Origin of the sequence: Filimonas zeae, from assembly GCF_014641615.1 — a bacterium.
Taxonomy (GTDB): Bacteria; Bacteroidota; Bacteroidia; order Chitinophagales; family Chitinophagaceae; genus Filimonas; species Filimonas zeae.
This window is the reverse complement of the sequence record NZ_BMIB01000005.1, coordinates 157,115-174,078: the sequence shown is the minus strand read 5'-3', so window position 1 is coordinate 174,078 and position 16,964 is coordinate 157,115. Positions and strand designations below refer to the sequence as shown.

7 protein-coding genes are annotated in these 16,964 nt (G+C 49.4%); all 7 read left to right on the top strand.

Annotated elements, in window-relative coordinates; all coding sequences use genetic code 11:
- Positions 1-188: 188 nt before the first annotated feature.
- Genes IEY13_RS24370 through IEY13_RS24345 form a run of 7 tightly spaced genes read left to right on the top strand, consistent with a single transcriptional unit; the run spans position 189 to position 16,946 of the window.
- Entirely contained in the window at positions 189-7,259 is a 7,071-nt protein-coding gene (locus IEY13_RS24370) for a type I polyketide synthase (protein ID WP_188957289.1), read from the top strand.
- A gap of 33 nt (positions 7,260-7,292) precedes the next feature.
- Complete coding sequence (locus tag IEY13_RS24365; RefSeq protein ID WP_188957287.1) at positions 7,293-11,555, top strand: type I polyketide synthase; 4,263 nt, start codon at positions 7,293-7,295, stop codon at positions 11,553-11,555.
- Positions 11,543-11,845, top strand: a complete 303-nt coding sequence (locus tag IEY13_RS24360) for a phosphopantetheine-binding protein (RefSeq protein WP_188957285.1) — start codon at positions 11,543-11,545, stop codon at positions 11,843-11,845. The genes IEY13_RS24365 and IEY13_RS24360 overlap by 13 nt, the downstream gene beginning before the upstream one ends.
- The gene (locus tag IEY13_RS24355) at positions 11,836-12,597 is read left to right on the top strand and encodes an alpha/beta fold hydrolase (protein WP_188957283.1); all 762 of its coding nucleotides are present in this window, start codon (positions 11,836-11,838) and stop codon (positions 12,595-12,597) included. Before IEY13_RS24360 ends, IEY13_RS24355 begins: the two co-directional genes overlap by 10 nt.
- Before the next feature lie 6 nt (positions 12,598-12,603).
- A complete protein-coding gene (locus tag IEY13_RS30230) occupies positions 12,604-13,800 on the top strand; it encodes a glycosyltransferase (RefSeq protein WP_229687999.1) in 1,197 nt (398 codons plus the stop codon).
- Between the two features lie 12 nt (positions 13,801-13,812).
- Entirely contained in the window at positions 13,813-15,018 is a 1,206-nt protein-coding gene (locus IEY13_RS30225) for a glycosyltransferase (protein ID WP_229687998.1), read from the top strand.
- Positions 15,015-16,946: a phthiocerol/phthiodiolone dimycocerosyl transferase family protein gene (locus IEY13_RS24345; protein WP_188957281.1), complete on the top strand. Its 1,932-nt coding sequence runs from the start codon at positions 15,015-15,017 to the stop codon at positions 16,944-16,946. Before IEY13_RS30225 ends, IEY13_RS24345 begins: the two co-directional genes overlap by 4 nt.
- The last annotated feature ends 18 nt before the right edge of the window (positions 16,947-16,964 follow it).

Genomic DNA, 16,964 nt, shown 5'->3' with positions numbered 1-16,964 from the left:
AAGTATGGCCCGACAGCTTCTGCTGCCGGGCCTTTTTTGTTCACGGAGATGGGGTGAATGAATAAAATGAACAGCATGGAGTGAAAGAAAGTTTATTCTTTTACGGAAAATATTAATAGATATTTTTTTGTAATACTTGCGGCTGCTTGCTAAACCAAAGCTTATTTCATTCTTTAACCAAACACCCCATGAACACTGTTAAAGTCGTTGGCATTACACCATTGGAGAAGCCTGACGTACGTCTGGCGCTGGCCCTTGAACAAGCAAAAGCATTTCCCGTTTTACATGCAGGGAGAAACAAACAGCAGGCTGAAGAAGCGCTGCAGGCCATGGCGCAGCAATGCACCGGTGCTTTTGGTGTATGCTTTGCCGGGCAGGAGTTATGTGATTTATCCTTGCCGGAGAAGGTATCGCTGGTAATACTGCCTTATGAAGGCAGTACAGCTGTACATAAAACGGGCCTGCAGATATATTATCAGGTAGGTAGTTTACAGGAGGCGTTGGAAGCAGTGCAACAGGGCGCCGATGGGCTGGTGGTAAAAGGCAATGAAGCGGCCGGGCGCGTGGGTGAAACGGCTTCTTTTATACTGTTTCAACAGATTATTCAACATATACCCGATAAGGAAATATGGGTGCAGGGCGGCGTGGGCATACACACAGGTGCTGCACTGGCAGCACTGGGCGCAAAGGGCCTGGTGCTGGATAGTCAGCTGCTGTTGTTTGGTGCATGCAGCGCTGCTAAAGAAATAAAACAAGCCTGCGGAAAACTGGCTGGTAACGAAACCAGAGTAGTAGACGGTTTCAGGATACTGGTGCGGCCTGATTCACCCCCGTTGTCAGACAAGGCAACCAGGCAACAATTGCTGCCATATCTCGATTCCACGGCGTTTGATTCGGGTTTCCTTCCCCTTGGACAGGATGTTGCTTTTGCAGCAGACTTTGTTAATCAGTTCCGGCAGTTAGACAGGCTTGTTTTTGCTATGCATGAGGCAATACACGGGCACATAAAGCAGGCGAAGTTGCTGGAGACCCTGAGTGCAGGAAATACCCTGTGCCATGAGTTGGAGATAACCTATCCTATTGCACAGGGGCCTATGACCCGCGTGAGTGATGTACCTGCTTTTGCTGCTGCTGTAGCAGATGCGGGAGCGTTGCCTTTTGTTGCTTTATCGCTGATGAAAGGTGAAAAAGCCCGGCAGTTACTGGAAGAAACAAAAGCCATGGCCGGCACCCATACCTGGGGTGTAGGCATACTGGGCTTTGCGCCGCCGGAGCTGCGGGATGAACAACTGGAATACATTAAAGAAAGCCGGCCACCGGTAGTGCTGATTGCAGGCGGCCGCCCCTCGCAGGCGAAGCCGCTGGAAAAACTGGGCATCAAAACTTTTTTGCATGTGCCGTCAGCGGCGCTGCTGGATATGTATCTGAAAGAAGGGAGTAAACGGTTTGTGTTTGAAGGAAGAGAGTGCGGTGGCCATGTAGGGCCATTGAGTAGTCTGGTGCTTTGGGAAAAGCAGGTGTGCCGGCTGTTGCAGGAAGAGAATGCGCATGAACTGAACGTGTTTTTTGCAGGGGGTATACATGATGCTTTTTCCGCGGCCTTTATAGCAGTAATGACCGCCCCGCTGGTGGCACGTGGTGCCAGGGTGGGTGTATTAATGGGCACCGCTTATTTGTATACCAGAGAAGCGGTAGCTACCGGCGCCATATTGCCGCAGTTTCAGCAGCAATCGCTGCTGCAACAAAATACGCTTTTACTGGAAACAGCACCGGGGCATGAAACCCGTTGCCTGGCATCGCCCTTTACAGATTTCTTTGCACATGAAAAAGAGCGTTTGCTACAGCAGGGGCTGGATAAAAAACAGATATGGGAGCAGCTGGAGCAACTGAATGCAGGCAGGCTGCGCATTGCCGCCAAAGGAATTGAACGCCGGGGTAATGAACTGGTGAATATAGCAGAACCCGCACAGCTGGAAAACGGTATGTATATGATAGGGCAGGTGGCTGCCTTACGTAATAACATAACATCACTTACTGATTTGCATAGAGAAGTGGCAGGCGATTATACAACTCATTTGAAACGGGCGGCTGTATACGATATTCCGGTAAGGCAGGGGAAAACATTGGATGCCGCCATTATAGGCATGGCCTGTATTTACCCGGGTGCCAGAAACATAGATGAATTCTGGCGTAACATTCTTACCGGTAAAGACAGTGTTACTGAAGTGCCGGATGAACGATGGAATAAAGAATTGTATTATAACCCCGATGTGGTGGATGGCAGTAAAGCACATAGTAAATGGGGCGGGTTTATACCTGATATTGATTTTGACCCGGTAGCTTTTGGTATACCACCGCAATCGCTGGCTGCCATTGACCCCACACAGCTGTTGAGCCTGCTGGTAGCGAAACAGGCACTGGATGATGCAGGGTATGGAGATAGTACAGAAGGGCGCGAAAATATATCTGTTATTATAGGGGCAGAGGGTGGAAATGACCTGGCCAATAACTATGGCTTCCGCTCTTTGTTTACACAAATATTCGGGGAGATGCCGGCAGAGCTGGATGAAGCTTTGCCGCGTTTGACAGAAGATTCTTTTCCGGGTATACTGGCCAATGTAATATCGGGCCGTATTACTAACCGGTTAAACCTGGGGGGCAGAAACTATACGGTAGATGCCGCCTGTGCCTCTTCGCTTGCAGCCATTGATCTTGCGTGCCAGGAGCTGCTGCTTGAAAAGTCGGATATGGTAATAGCCGGAGGTGCCGATTTGCACAACGGTATTAACGATTATCTGATGTTTTCCAGTACGCATGCACTTTCGCGCAAGGGGCGTTGCAGCACCTTTGATGCAGGTGCAGATGGCATTGCCCTGGGCGAGGGTATTGCGTTGGTTGTGCTGAAGCGCTATGATGCGGCCCTGCGCGATAATGATAAAATTTATGCAGTAATAAAAGGGGTGGGTGGCGCCAGTGATGGTAAAAGCCTGGGCTTAACTGCCCCCCGCAAGTCGGGTCAGCTGCAGGCGTTGCAACGGGCTTATGAGCAGGCTGGTATTTCGCCGGCAGAAGTGGGCCTGATAGAAGCGCACGGTACCGGTACGGTAGTAGGTGATAAAACTGAACTGAGTGCTTTAACAGACCTGTTTATACAGGCGGGTGCGCTGCCTGCGCAAACCCATCTGGGTTCTGTAAAAACACAGATAGGGCATACCAAATGTGCTGCGGGCATGGCAGGTTTGATAAAGGCCGCATTGGCGGTATATTATGGTGTTAAACCGCCCACCATTCACCTGCAAACACCCAACGGCTTTTATAACCGTGCTACCAGCCCGTTTGCTTTTCATACCCAATCTGCTATATGGACGGATGCCAGGCGCATAGCAGGCATTAGCGCGTTTGGCTTTGGAGGTACCAACTTTCATGCGGTAATTACCAACGCACCCGGTGCAGCGGTACCTGCGGAGCCGGTAGCTGCTACCTGGCCCTGCGAGCTGGTAGTGTTCAGAGGCGATACCTATGAGGCTGCCAGAGAGCGGCTGGGTGTGGTAACAACCATGCTGGAGAATAATGAAACACTGCATTTAAAAGATATAGCCTATAGCAGCTGGCGGCTGTACAATCAGCTGCCGGTGCAGATTGCTATTGTGGCAGAAAGCACAGAAGATCTGCTGCTGAAAATGAACCTGGCAGCATCGGGCATTGAAACGCAGGGCATATACCTTACCCGTAAGCTGGAAGGCCAGGTGGCTTTTCTGTTTGCGGGGCAGGGTAGCCAGCGTATAAATATGGCGCGCGACCTGTTTGTATTATTTCCGGTTATGCGGCAGTTGCTTGCCGTTTATCCGGAGTATCAGAAGATACTGTTTCCGGATGCGGTGTTTGACGGCACCCTGCTGAAAGCACAACAGGAACTGATAAAAGATACCCGCATGGCACAGCCGCTGCTGGGTATTACCGACCTTGCCATTGCTACTTTACTGCAGCAGTTAGGTATACAGCCGGATATGGTAGCGGGCCATAGTTATGGTGAGTTACCGGCACTTTGTTTTGCGGGTGTGTTTGCACCGGAGCAGCTGGTGCCCTTAAGTGTGCAGCGGGCCGATGCTATTATTAATTCCACCGGAGAAGATAAGGGCACTATGGTGGCTGTGAGTTGCCCGGTAACAGAACTGAGTGAGTTGCTGGCCGGAATGCCGGAAGTGTATCCTGTAAACCATAACTCACCCAAACAGTGGGTGCTGGCTGGTAAAACACCGGTAATGCAGCAATTGCAGGAGCAGTTGCATGGCGCTAAAATATCCTGCCGTCCATTGGAAGTTGCCTGCGCCTTTCATAGTCCGTTGCTGGCACAGGCGCCGCAACTATACAGTGCTGCTATTGCAGAGGTGGCTTTTGCTTCACCTGTTGTGCCGGTATGGTCTAATACTACCGCAGCCTTGTATCCAGCTGACCCCGTAGCTATTAAAGCGCGGCTGGCGGAGCATCTGGTAAAACCGGTACGTTTTTCAGAAGAGATACAACAGATGTACCAGGCAGGTGCCAGGGTGTTTATAGAAGTGGGGCCGGGTAAGGTGCTTACCGGCTTAACAAGAGCCATTAATGGTGATGCAGAACAGCTGCTGCTGCATACAGAAGACAAGGAAGTTTATGGTGGTACACAACTGTTAACTATGCTGGCTAAGTACATTACCAGCGGAAGGGAGATTGCCTGGGAAAAATTGTTTGAGGGCAGAAACCCACAGTTATTAAATATAGAAGACCACAACCAGTATAAAAGAAAAGATACTGTATGGCTGGTGAACGGGCAAATGGCAAGACCTTATAAAGGCAATTTGCCGCCACACGGTGCTATGCCGGTAATTACTCCGTTAACATTATATAAAGCGCCGGATACATCTGCTGCCTCAGCCCCTGCCCCTCATACAAACGCAGAAGCATTGATTCAGCATTACCTGCAAAATGTACGTGATCTGGTGCTGGCACAACGCGATGTTTTACTGGGCTATCTGGGGCAGCCTGCTGCCGCACTTGTACAGCCCGCGCAGCAGCCATTGACACAGCAACCTGTAAACAAGGCTCCGGTACCTGCTGCACAAACCACACCGGTTACAGCAACTATTGTGGCAGCGGTGCAGAAAGATATAAGAGCGCTGCTGATGCAGGTGGTGAGTGATAAAACCGGATACCCAAAAGAGATGCTGGGAATGGAGATGGATCTGGAAGCGGATTTAAGTATTGACTCTATAAAACGTATGGAGATTATAGGGGAGTTGCGTATGCAGCTGGGTGGCTTTAATGCAGGAAAGGAAAGTGAGGATGCGGTGCAGGAGCAGCTGGCGGGGTTAAAGACCATCAGTACCCTGGTAAGCTGGATAGAAGAACATTCCGGAAAGAATAGTGATAATACTGTACAGCAACCAGCCACTGTTGTGGGGACAGCAGTGGCCGCTGTACGTAATATACAGGAGTTGACGGTTTTGTTATTGCAGACTGTAAGTGACAAAACCGGTTATCCGAAAGAGATGTTGGGTATGGAGATGGATCTGGAAGCGGATTTAAGTATAGACTCCATTAAGCGTATGGAGATAATTGGTGAGTTAAAAAACAAGTTGGGTGGTTTTAGTCAGGGTACAGCAGATGAAGATGTGGTAATGGAGCAGCTTGCTGCCATAAAAACACTGAAGGCTTTGCTGGCCTGGATTACAGAACATACGGGCGGACAAATGGAGCTGGCTGGTATGCCGCAACCTGTAGCTACCGGATTACCTGAAACAGAAGTTGCTGCGCGGGGCAATGCCCTGGCAGAAGTGAATGTTCAGAAGGTGCATAAACCACGGCCGGCAGTAAAGCTGGCGCGCTACCGGTTTGAGTTGCTGCCGGCAATGTTTGCCCCTGCCAACCCTGCTACATTACAAGGCAAGAAACTGGCTATTACAGATGATGGTGGGCAGATAGCCCTTTGTTTACAACAGCAGCTAAAAGCACACGGTGCCACAGCGGATATTATAACCAAAAGCCATGCATCGCTGGAAGGATATCATGGTTTGATTATACTGGACACCTTATCGGCCCTACAGAAGCCCGGTATACTGGATGCTTTTGCTATGCTGAAAAAAGTAGATCCACAGGTAATGCAATGGGTATATGCCGTGTCTGATACGGGTGCGCCTGTAAATGCATTGGCCGATATTACGGTGCTGCGTAATATTCAGGGTTATACCGGCTTTTTAAAAAGCCTGGATAAAGAATGGGAGCATACCAAATGCCGGCATATCACTTTTACCTCGCCCCTGGAAGATGAGCAGGTAGCAGCACTAACACTGGATGAATTGATGAATACAGATGCACCTGCTGAAGTAATTTATGAGGGTACTGTGCGTAAAACCTATGAGCCGGTTTTTGCCAGTGATATAGAAGAAGAAGAAGATTCTGCCATTGCGCTCTGCAAAGAATCGGTAGTGCTGGTGCTGGGCGGAGCACAGGGTATTACTGCAGAATTGATGATACGGTTTTCAAAAGAGTATCCCTGCCATTTTATACTTGTAGGCCGCTCGGCTTATACGGGAGATAGTGCTGATGCGTTGTTGCCGGCGTTTGCTGACAAAGATGCTATTAAGGCCTGGTTGCTGAAAACAGGTTATAGCCAATCACCCGCTGCTATTGAAAAGCGGGTGCAGGAAATTTATAAATATCAGCAGGTACATAATACCAAAACAGCCCTGGAGCAAAACGGTGCAACAGTAGAATACCAGGCGCTGGATATACGCAGTGAGCCGGAGTTAAGCAGTTTTATACAGCAGATATATACCCGCTATGGCCGCCTGGATGGTGTGGTGCACGGTGCCGGACTACTGGAGGATAAGCTGTTTAACCATAAAACCACCGAATCGTTTGAGCGGGTGTTTGCTACCAAGGTTACCCCGGTAAGGGTGCTGGCAGAACAGCTGCGGCCGGATATACAGTTTGTGGTATTGTTTTCCAGCGTGGCATCGGTATACGGTAACAAAGGCCAGACAGACTATGCAGCCGCCAACAGTGTAATGGATAAGTATGCACGGGCCTTACAGCGGAAGTTGAAAGGGAAGGTTACTGTTATTAACTGGGGCCCCTGGAAAGGTACCGGTATGGTAACGCCTGCACTGGAAAAAGAATATGAACGCCGCGGTATATCTATGATACCACTTGCGGAGGGCATGGAAATATTTATGAATGAAATTAAATACGGTGCAGAAAACCAGGTACTGATTATGGCGTAATCCGTACGCCCTTTTATTTCAAATCCCTACTCTATGAATCAGCATACCGATATTGCTATTATCGGAATGTCCTGTATGTTTCCCGGTGCGGTAAACATACAGGCGTTCTGGAAAAACATAACTGAAAAAACAGACGCTATTCAACAGGCGCCGCTGCATCGTTTACCGGATGTATACTTTGACGATGCAGAGCAGGCGGTGGACAGGTTTTATTGCCGCCGCGGTGGTTTTATTGATGACTACGCAGAATTTAACCCACTAAGCTTTGGCATATTACCAGTGGCCGTAGAAGGTGCTGAGCCGGAGCATTTGCTAACGCTGGCACTGGCCAAACAGGCGTTAACAGATGCTGGTGTATGGGAGCGGAATATGCCGCTGGACCAGACGGGGGTAATTATAGGCAAGGGCAACTATGCAGGCCCTGGCGCTACACGCGCTATAGAAATTGTCCGCACCGGAGAACAGCTGGTGCAGATGCTGAAAAGCGCCCTGCCACATTTGCAGCCGGAAGAAATGAATCGTGTTAAAAAAGAATTTCAGTTAAAAAGAGGACGCTTTGGGGCAGATACTGCCATGGGGTTAATACCCAATCTGGTGGCTTCGCTGGTAGCCAACCGGCTGAACCTTGGAGGCGCTGCCTACACGGTAGATGCTGCCTGTGCCAGCAGCCTCATTGCCATAGACCATGCCGTGCATGAGTTAAACAGTGGTCGTTTGAATATGGTAATAGCAGGAGGCGTACATGTAAGCCAGAATGCACCTTTCTGGAGCATTTTTACTCAGCTGGGTGCGCTTTCGCGCAAGCAGCAGATACGGCCGTTTGACCAACGTGCAGACGGGTTGCTGATTGGCGAAGGTTGCGGTTTTGTTGTACTGAAGCGGCTGGAAGATGCGCTGGAAGCAGATGATAGAGTTTATGCAGTTATTAAAGGCGTAGGAGTGGCCAGTGACGGGGCATCGGCCAGCGTGATGAGTCCCTCTGTAACAGGGCAGTCACGCGCAATACGCCAGGCCTGGGGCAAAGCCGGTGTGGCTACAGATGACATCAGTTATCTGGAAGCGCATGGCACCGGCACACCCCTGGGTGATAAAACAGAACTGGAAACCTTACTACAGGTGTTTGGTAAACCTGTTGATCTGCCAGTGGCAGGCATTGGTTCTGTAAAATCAATGATAGGCCACGCGATGCCGGCAGCCGGTATTGCCGGAATTATTAAAACAGCGCTGGCATTGTATCATGGTCAGCTGCCCCCCACACTACATTGTGAAGAGCCTGTGGCGCTGATGCAGCAAACACGCTTCAGACCGGTACGGGAAGTGGCGGAATGGGCTACTGCGCCAGGAAAGCCACGTTACGCCGGTGTAAATGCTTTTGGTTTTGGTGGCATTAATGCACACGTGGTATTGCAGGAGGCGCCGCGTACAGCAGTTGCGCAAAAGCAACAACAGGCAAAGCCAGAGAAAGATGCTGTTTTACTGCTGGCCAGACCCACACAGCAGGAACTGATATATGCGCTACAAAACAAAGAAACTGCAACAGGCGGCGGCAGTTACCGGCTGGCACTTTTTCAGCCAACAGATGAACGTATTGAGCAGGCCATAAAAATAGTAAGCCGCAACAAGCCCTGGCGTAATAAGCAGGATATCTGGTATTCGGATGCGGGGTTGCTTACACAAGGTGGTAAAATAGCGTTTCTGTTTCCCGGGCTGGACGGACTGGCGGGTGGAGAATATGCATCGGTAAGCCGTTATTTTCAGTTGCCTTCTGTAAGTGCAGAGGGTACTGCCGGTAAGGGGGTGTTATCTGCATCGTTACAGCTGCTGAATAAAAGCCGGGTTATAGATGGTGCTTTAAAGCAACTGGGGGTAAAGCCACATATGGTGGCCGGGCATAGCCTGGGGGAATGGCTGGCTGCAAAGAGTGCAGGGTTGGTAGAAGAACATTCACTGGCAGCCCTGCTTGCTGAATTAGACCCGGAGCTGTTTGAATTGCCGGATACCCGCTTTCTGGTAGCAGGCTGTGACTACAGCCGGGTAGCTGCCTTTACAAAAGATATAAAAGACATTTATTTATCTATAGAAAACTGTCCGCAACAGGTAATTCTTTGCGGAACGCAGCAGGCAACAGAAATACTTGCAGAGGTTTTGAAGAAAGAACAGGTGTTTCATCAGGTGTTGCCTTTTCAATCCGGCTTTCACTCGCCTTTTATTAAAGACCGGCTGGAGGGGTTTAGGGCTGGTATGGAACGCATGCAGTTCCGCCAGCCCGCGGTGCCGGTATGGTCGGCCACGTCTTTGTGTGAGTATCCGGCAGATCCGGAAGCCATCCGGCAATTGGGGATACGGCAGTTGACAGAGCCGGTGTACTTCCGGCAGCTGACAGAAAAATTGTATGAGGAAGGGGTTCGTGTATTTATACAGGCAGGCTCGGGCGGGCTTACCGGTTTTGTAGAAGACACCCTGCGTATGCGAAGGCTTACTTACAGCATGGTGGCTGCCAATGTGCCTGTACGTTCGGGGCTGCAGCAGCTGCAGCGCGTGCTGGCAGCTTTGTTTACCGAAGGGGCGGAGATTGACCTGGATTTTATGGGCGTTGCTACCTCTGAAACATTACCTGATGCGGGCGTAATGAAGCTGCAACTGGGATCGCCGTTTGTGGAAGATTTTGCGGTACTGGACAGCAGCGTAGTAAAGCGTACGGACATGTATACGGTGGCAGGTTTTGAGCCAACCGGAAAAGAACATCCCCTGTTAACAACATTGCATAATAATCTGCAGCTGATGGCAGACGTGCAGCAGAATATGTATGATATATGGCAAAAGCCGGTAGCAACTGCGCGGAAGCCGCGTACCGGTTTTGCAGCAACACTGGATGTTTCGCTAAACACACATCCATACCTGATTGATCATGCTTTGCTGCGGCAGAAACCGGGCTGGCATTGTGTGGCGGATATGGACCCGGTAATACCCATGACCATGGCAGTGGAGCTGTTTGCAGATATGGCTTTGCAGCAAAGCGGAGCAGGGGTGGTAAAGGCGGTACAGAATATACGGGTGCTGCAATGGATGAATGTAGCCAATGGGTTTACCGCCAGCCTGAAGGGGCATTGGCGGAGGGAAAGCCTTTTGCAGATGGAGATAGAAAAATATGCAATGGCCGATGTGGTGCTGGCAGGCGAATATGAGCATGGTATAGGTAAGATGGATTTTCCTGCCGGCACAGACTTGCCGGACCGGATACCTGCCATTAAAGACGTGTATGAGAAGCATATGTTTCACGGCCCTGCCTACCAGGGCATACGTAAGATTGTGCGTTTGGGCGATAAGGGTATTACGGGAATTATTGCAGGCGGCAGTGGCAAGGGATCGCTGCTGGATAATGCAGGGCAGCTGTTTGGGCTGTGGCTGCAGCTGATACTGGAGAAAGACAGGGTGGCTTTTCCGGTAAAAATTCAGGAAATACAGTTTTTAAAAGAGATAGAGCTGGCAGATACGCCTTACGAGTGTACCTGCTTTCTTACAGACCTGAATGATGAGTTTGCTACCTGCGATATGGTATTATCCCGCAACGGTGAAACCTGTATACTTATTAAAGGCTGGCAAAACCGCAGGCTGGAAATAGATAACCGTTTATGGAATGTATCTATAGCGCCATTACATCACCTGCTGGCTACAGAACTGGCGCCGGGTGTATTCTGGTTTCATCAGGCTTACAACCGTGTGGTATCGTGGGACTTTATTCTGAAACGCTATTTTAATCAGGACGAGAAAGCGCAATACCAGCAGATGAGTGTAACGCGTAAAAAGGAATGGCTGATAAGCCGCGTGGCCGCTAAAGATGCTGTACGTGCTTTTATACGCCACCGGCAGCAGGAACATCTGTATCCGATAGAGCTGGCGCTGACTGCCGATGCACAGGGGAGGCCGGGTATTACAGGGCCTTTTACAGATAACCTTTATGTTTCGCTGGCGCATAAGAAAACCGAGGCAGTAGCTATTGCACGTGATAGCCCTGTAGGTATAGACATTGAAGAGATAGCAGACCGTGGCCCCGGTTTTTACGAAATGGTGTTTACAGAGGCGGAGCTTGCCTTGCTGGCAGGCAAAGAGCTGATGGAATGGGCCACCCGCTGCTGGGTAGCCAAAGAAGCTTATGGTAAAATGCTGGGCAAAGGATTAATGGGCAACCCCAAAGCTTATGTAATACAGGAGATAACAGAACACAGGCTGCGTATTGCAGATATCTGGATACAAACCATACAACATCAAAATTACATTATAGGATGGACAGCTTAGTACCCACACACGCACCGGTAAACAGCGAAGACACATTTGCTGTGTTGAAAACCTTTATTGAAGAAATAATAGGTGAAGATTTTAAAGATGAGATTGATATAAGACGCGATAGCTCTTTTACGGCTGATCTGGAACTGGATAGTATTGAAATAGTGGCTTTTTCGGAGAAGGTAAAGCTACACTTTGGATCGAAGCTGGATTTTACGGGCTGGCTCTCAAACATGGATCTGGACGAGCTGATTGCACTGAAACTGAGTGATGTGATTGAATACATTGAAGCATGCCGGTAATAACTATCAATGGCAGGGCGGTACACTACCAGCAACTGAATGAACAGGCAACGGATACCGTGCTGCTGGTGCATGGCATGTTCAGCAACCTGGCGGTATACTATTTTCATATTGCGCCTATACTGGCGCAGCACTTTCGCGTGGTGATGTATGATATGAAGGGACATGGTATGAGTGACCGGGCCGAAAGCGGTTACCACCTGGAGGCTATGGCTGCCGATATGCAGGCGCTGATGCAGGTGTTGAGATTACCGGCGGTACATCTGGCCGGTTATAGCTTTGGCGCTTTGGTGGCGCTGAAGGCAGCGCTGGAATATCCGCAACGTATACGACGGCTGGGGCTGATTGAAGGGCCTGACCCGGCAGATAAAAGAATGCTCGAGGGTATTGCGCAGTACAACAGAGATATGCTGCTGGATTATGTAGAGAAGAATGATAGCCAGGTATTGACAACAGGTGGCAGAAGGCGGCTGGAGAAAATGCACCGCCGGTTTGAATACCTGTTTCATGAAACTACCATAAGGAATGATATGGAAAAAGAACATGCATTTTTTGAAGATGCAGCAATCAGAGCATTGCCACATGATACGCTATTAATGTATGGTCGTTCTTCTGATTGTGTGGGTGCAGGTGAGCTATTGCATAACAGAATAAGCCGCTCTAACCTGGTGTTGATAGAGGGCGACCACACCGTTCCGGTGCAGCAACCTGCGGTGATAGGGGAAAGGCTTACCACATTTTTTAATAACTAATTACATATGGCCCGCTTTGCTTTTGTAGTTCCGCCACTGGCGGGACATATTAATCCTACGCTGAGCCTGGGTGCCGGTTTACTGGCTATGGGGCATGAAGTAGGTTGGATATCGCCGGATGAAGGGCTGCGTGTGCAACTACCACCCGGAGGCGAACTATTGCTGATAAGCTATGACACAACAGATGCTGAAAAACAGCAGGGCAGCGACTATCTGGATGCCATTGCCCGTAAGAATGTGTATGGCATAGAGAGTATTAAGTTTTTATATGAAGAAGTGCTGGTGCCTTTGAACCGTTATATGTACGATGGTATTGTACACTGGCTGCAAACATACCGGCCGGATGTGGTGATTAACGATCATCAGGTATTTGCCGCAGCAGTAGCCGCTATTCATTGCGGTGTACCGTATGCTACTTCTGTAACTGCACCGGCAGCTATTAAAATGCGTGAAGACCTGCCCATGGTACACCAGTGGGAAACACAGCAGATGGTGGCCTTGCAGCAACAACTGGGCTTGCCGGGAGAGTTGTCTGTAGCGTGTTCCGATGTGTTGACGCTTGTGTTTACTTCCCGCGCCTTTTTTGGAGAAATGGAACTGCCTGGCAGCTATTGTTTTGTAGGCCCGGTAATACAGCACCGGCCTGCTGCTGTTGCTTTTAACTGGCAGCGGTTTTATGCAAGAGCCCATAAGACGTGCATACTGGTTTCTATCGGTACCACCTTTAATCATGAATTTAAAAAAGATTTCTTTAGTAAAGTAGCAACGGCATTGAAGGATGAACCGGTAACGGCAATAGTGGTAAGTGATCCTGATTTGTTAGAGGAATGGCCGGAAAATTTTATAGTAGAACGTTGTGTGCCGCAATTACAACTGCTGCCTTTGCTGAATGGTGTGGTATGCCATGCGGGGCACAATACCGTTTGCGAAACATTACTGCATGGGTTGCCGCTGGTGGTAATACCTATTGCGTACGATCAGTCTTATGTAGCTGCACGGGTGGCGCAGGTGCAGGCGGGGGTACGGTTAAATTTTAAACGCTTTCATGCCGCGCATATTAAAAACGCCGTGCATGAAATATTACATAACAATAGCTACCGCATGGCAGCGGCAGCTATTCAATCTTCTTTTGAACAGGCAGGCGGAACCGCCTATGCAGCAAGGCTGCTGGAAGGGCTGGCTACAGGCGTTGTTCACTGTTAAACTTATGATACCATGGCTAAGTTTTTGTTTGTTGTACCGCCCTTTTTCGGGCATATTAGTCCAACCTTAAGTGTAGGTGCCAGTCTGCTGGCAAAAGGGCATGAAGTGCTGTGGGTGGGTATTACCGATCTTGCAGATGAGTATATACCCGAAGGCGGGCGCTTTCTGGTGCCACACCGCGAACTGGAACCGCATCGTGCAGAGATTAACCGCATATTACGGCGGCAGGATGACGGAGCGGCGCTAAGCGGCCCGCAGGTGCTGAAGCTGGCACTGGAAGAAACCTATATTCCTTTTGCACAAATGATGCGGGAGGGATTGATGCGGTTGATTGATGAACATAAACCAGATGTGATAATTAACGATTGTATTACGTTTGCCGGTGGCCTTTGTGCTTATAGCAAAGGCATACCTTATGTAACCACTACGCCTGTACCGCCGGATGTGATGGGAGATGCTTTGCAGGCGCCTAAAATTTTTGAATGGCAGCAAAGGCTGATGCGTGCATTGCAACAGGAGTATGGCATTTATACAGATGATTTTGTAATGCACTCTGCGCAGATGAATCTGGTATTTACATCAGAAAGCTTTGCCCGTATGCCGCTGGCAATGCCGCACATGAAGTTTGTGGGGCCGGTAAAGGGGCGGCCTAATCATACCTTTTTCGATTTTAATGCATTGGATAAAGTAACTACTCCCAAAGTATTTATATCGTTGGGTACGCTGCTGGTTGATATACGGAAAGCCTTTTTTGAAAAGGTGATTGAAGCCTTCCGTGATGAACCGTTAACTATAATAGCAGCTACTGACCCGGCTATTATAGAGGACTGGCCAGCCAACTTTATGGTGCAGAACTATGTACCCCAAACCCGGCTGATGCCTTTTATGGATGCGGTGGTATGCCACGGTGGTTTTAATACGGTAAACGATGCCTTGCTGAATGGGCTGCCTTTACTGGTTACACCTATTACCTACGATCATTTTCATACTGCCGGCCTGGTAGTACATAGCGGTGCCGGTTTAAAACTGCGGTATAAAAGGATGCGTGCAGAAGACCTGCGTGCAGGGGTGCAAACGTTGCTACAGGATAGCGCTTACAAAACAGCTTCGGCCCGTGTGCGCGATGGTTTTATTGCTGCCGGCGGTAACGACCAGGCAGTTGCTTATCTGGAAGCCTTTGCAGCTTCTGTTACCTGTAATTCAACCGCTATTGTATGAGTATGCTTACACGTAAACTGATTACCGGTGAACGCATTATGTATGTAGATGCTGCTACTCCTGTTAACTGTGTGTTTGCAGTATCCATTAATGGAACCATTGAATGGGGCAACCTGCAGCAGGCGCTGGCAAAAATACAGGCCCGGCACCCGCTGTTACGTGTAACGCTGGAAGAAGATGCAGGCGGAGTACCTTATTTTATATATCATGATACATTGCTGCCTATACCTGTGCGGGTGATAGAGCGGCGCGGGGATGATGACTGGCAGCGTGTATACCGTGAGGAGTGGGCAAAGCCCTTTGGAGAGGAGGGGAGGCAAGAGAATAATCTGGCTGGTGAAGGGAGCAGCAACCGGTTGAGTAGCAGAAAGAGCAATCCGGAACGGCCTGGCAGTAATGAGCACGAAAAGGATACTGTGAATGACGAGACGGCCGGTTGGGGCAGTGATGAGGAATATTATCAAAAGAAAGCCCCGCTAATAAGGCTGGTGTGGATACGGGGAACTGAAAACGCTGAACTGGTAATAGTATGCCCGCATTGTATATGCGATGGTGTATCGTTTGTAGCGTTGATGCGCGAGTTATTATTGTTACTGGATCAGCCGGAACAAACGCTAACACCATACCGTTCTTTTAAAGAGATACGGGAATACATCCCCTGTCGTTTATTAAAAAGTAAATGGCTGCGATGGAAAGGTGTGTGGATGAGCCGGTTAGCTGGCTTGTTACTGCCGGATAAGCCGCCTGCTCCGTTACAGGGAGAAAACTATCTGCTGCACTGGCGTATGGATACGGCTATGACTGCCACGATTACCGGTGCGTGCAAAAGGGCAAAGACTTCGGTACATGGTGCATTGTGTGTGGCTTTTTTACAAGCCTGGAGAGAGCGTAAAGGCAGGCAGGCCCGCAATCGTGCTATATGCCCCGTGGATATAAGACGGCTGGTGCCGGAGATTGAGGATGGGCACATGTTTGCTTTTGCGCCTATTGTTGAAGTGCGGGTGGATAAAAAAGCAAAAGGCTTTTGGGCGCAGGCCTGTTTGCTGAAGAAGCAGCTGACAGAAAAGGTGCAGCGGCTGAACGGACAGAAAGCATTGATGATGGCAGAGTATTTTCATGGAGTAGTGCACAGGCTGGTGCGTATGCTGCGTAATAAGCCAGGCAGCCACGACTTTACCTTTTCTAACATGGGGCAGCTGGCCATACCTGATACCTACAGCAATTTTGAAGTGAATGCGCTATACAGCCCTACGGTAGCTTTTCCATGGAAGAACCCCAATACCATTGTAGTAAGTTCTTTTAAAAAGCAGATGGACTGTGTAATTATATCCCGCGACAGTTATCTGAACCGGGAAGACGCTTTATGGATAAAGGGGCGTGTAATGCGTATTCTGGAAGATGCAATTCAACGGATGCGGGAAGAAGATGAAGGGGAAAAGCAGCAGCGTGCGCAGAAGTGGATGCAGCTGTTTACGGTGAAAAACCTGCTATGGTATTTTATTACAAATCTGTTGTTTAACTGGGCCGTATCGTACTATGGTTTTGAGAACCTGAAAGCCGTATCGTTGTTCCGGGGTAACTATCCGTATGCCCGCTTTTTTCTGCCTATGATGGTGTTTCTTCCCTTCTTTATCACATGGGATATGGCGCAGCGGACAATAGTGTTTCTGGAACGGCGGAACCGTTTTTTAGTAACCACTGCCGCCTGGGAACGCAGACAGTGGTTACTGAAATTATCGGTGCGCAATGCATTGTTTTGCTTTTTGCCGTCAGCGGCTGCCTTTTGTTTGCTGCATATGCTGCTGCCGGAAGGGTATACTTTTAACGGCAGATGGCTGGCCTTGCTACAGGGGCTGCTGGCTGCCCTGCTGGCTACGTGCTGCGCGTTGTATAGCATCAGATACATTGAACGTCGTGCAGCTTATTAATGTAAATACAGCCGGGTA

Excerpts from the sequence above, each read along its gene's own strand:
- IEY13_RS24370 (WP_188957289.1), top strand. The coding sequence starts at position 189 with ATGAACACTGTTAAAGTCGTTGGCATTACACCATTGGAGAAGCCTGAC.
- IEY13_RS24360 (WP_188957285.1), top strand. The coding sequence starts at position 11,543 with ATGGACAGCTTAGTACCCACACACGCACCGGTAAACAGCGAAGACACA.
- IEY13_RS30225 (WP_229687998.1), top strand. The coding sequence starts at position 13,813 with ATGGCTAAGTTTTTGTTTGTTGTACCGCCCTTTTTCGGGCATATTAGT.
- IEY13_RS24355 (WP_188957283.1), top strand. The coding sequence starts at position 11,836 with ATGCCGGTAATAACTATCAATGGCAGGGCGGTACACTACCAGCAACTG.
- IEY13_RS24345 (WP_188957281.1), top strand. The coding sequence starts at position 15,015 with ATGAGTATGCTTACACGTAAACTGATTACCGGTGAACGCATTATGTAT.
- IEY13_RS24365 (WP_188957287.1), top strand. The coding sequence starts at position 7,293 with ATGAATCAGCATACCGATATTGCTATTATCGGAATGTCCTGTATGTTT.
- IEY13_RS30230 (WP_229687999.1), top strand. The coding sequence starts at position 12,604 with ATGGCCCGCTTTGCTTTTGTAGTTCCGCCACTGGCGGGACATATTAAT.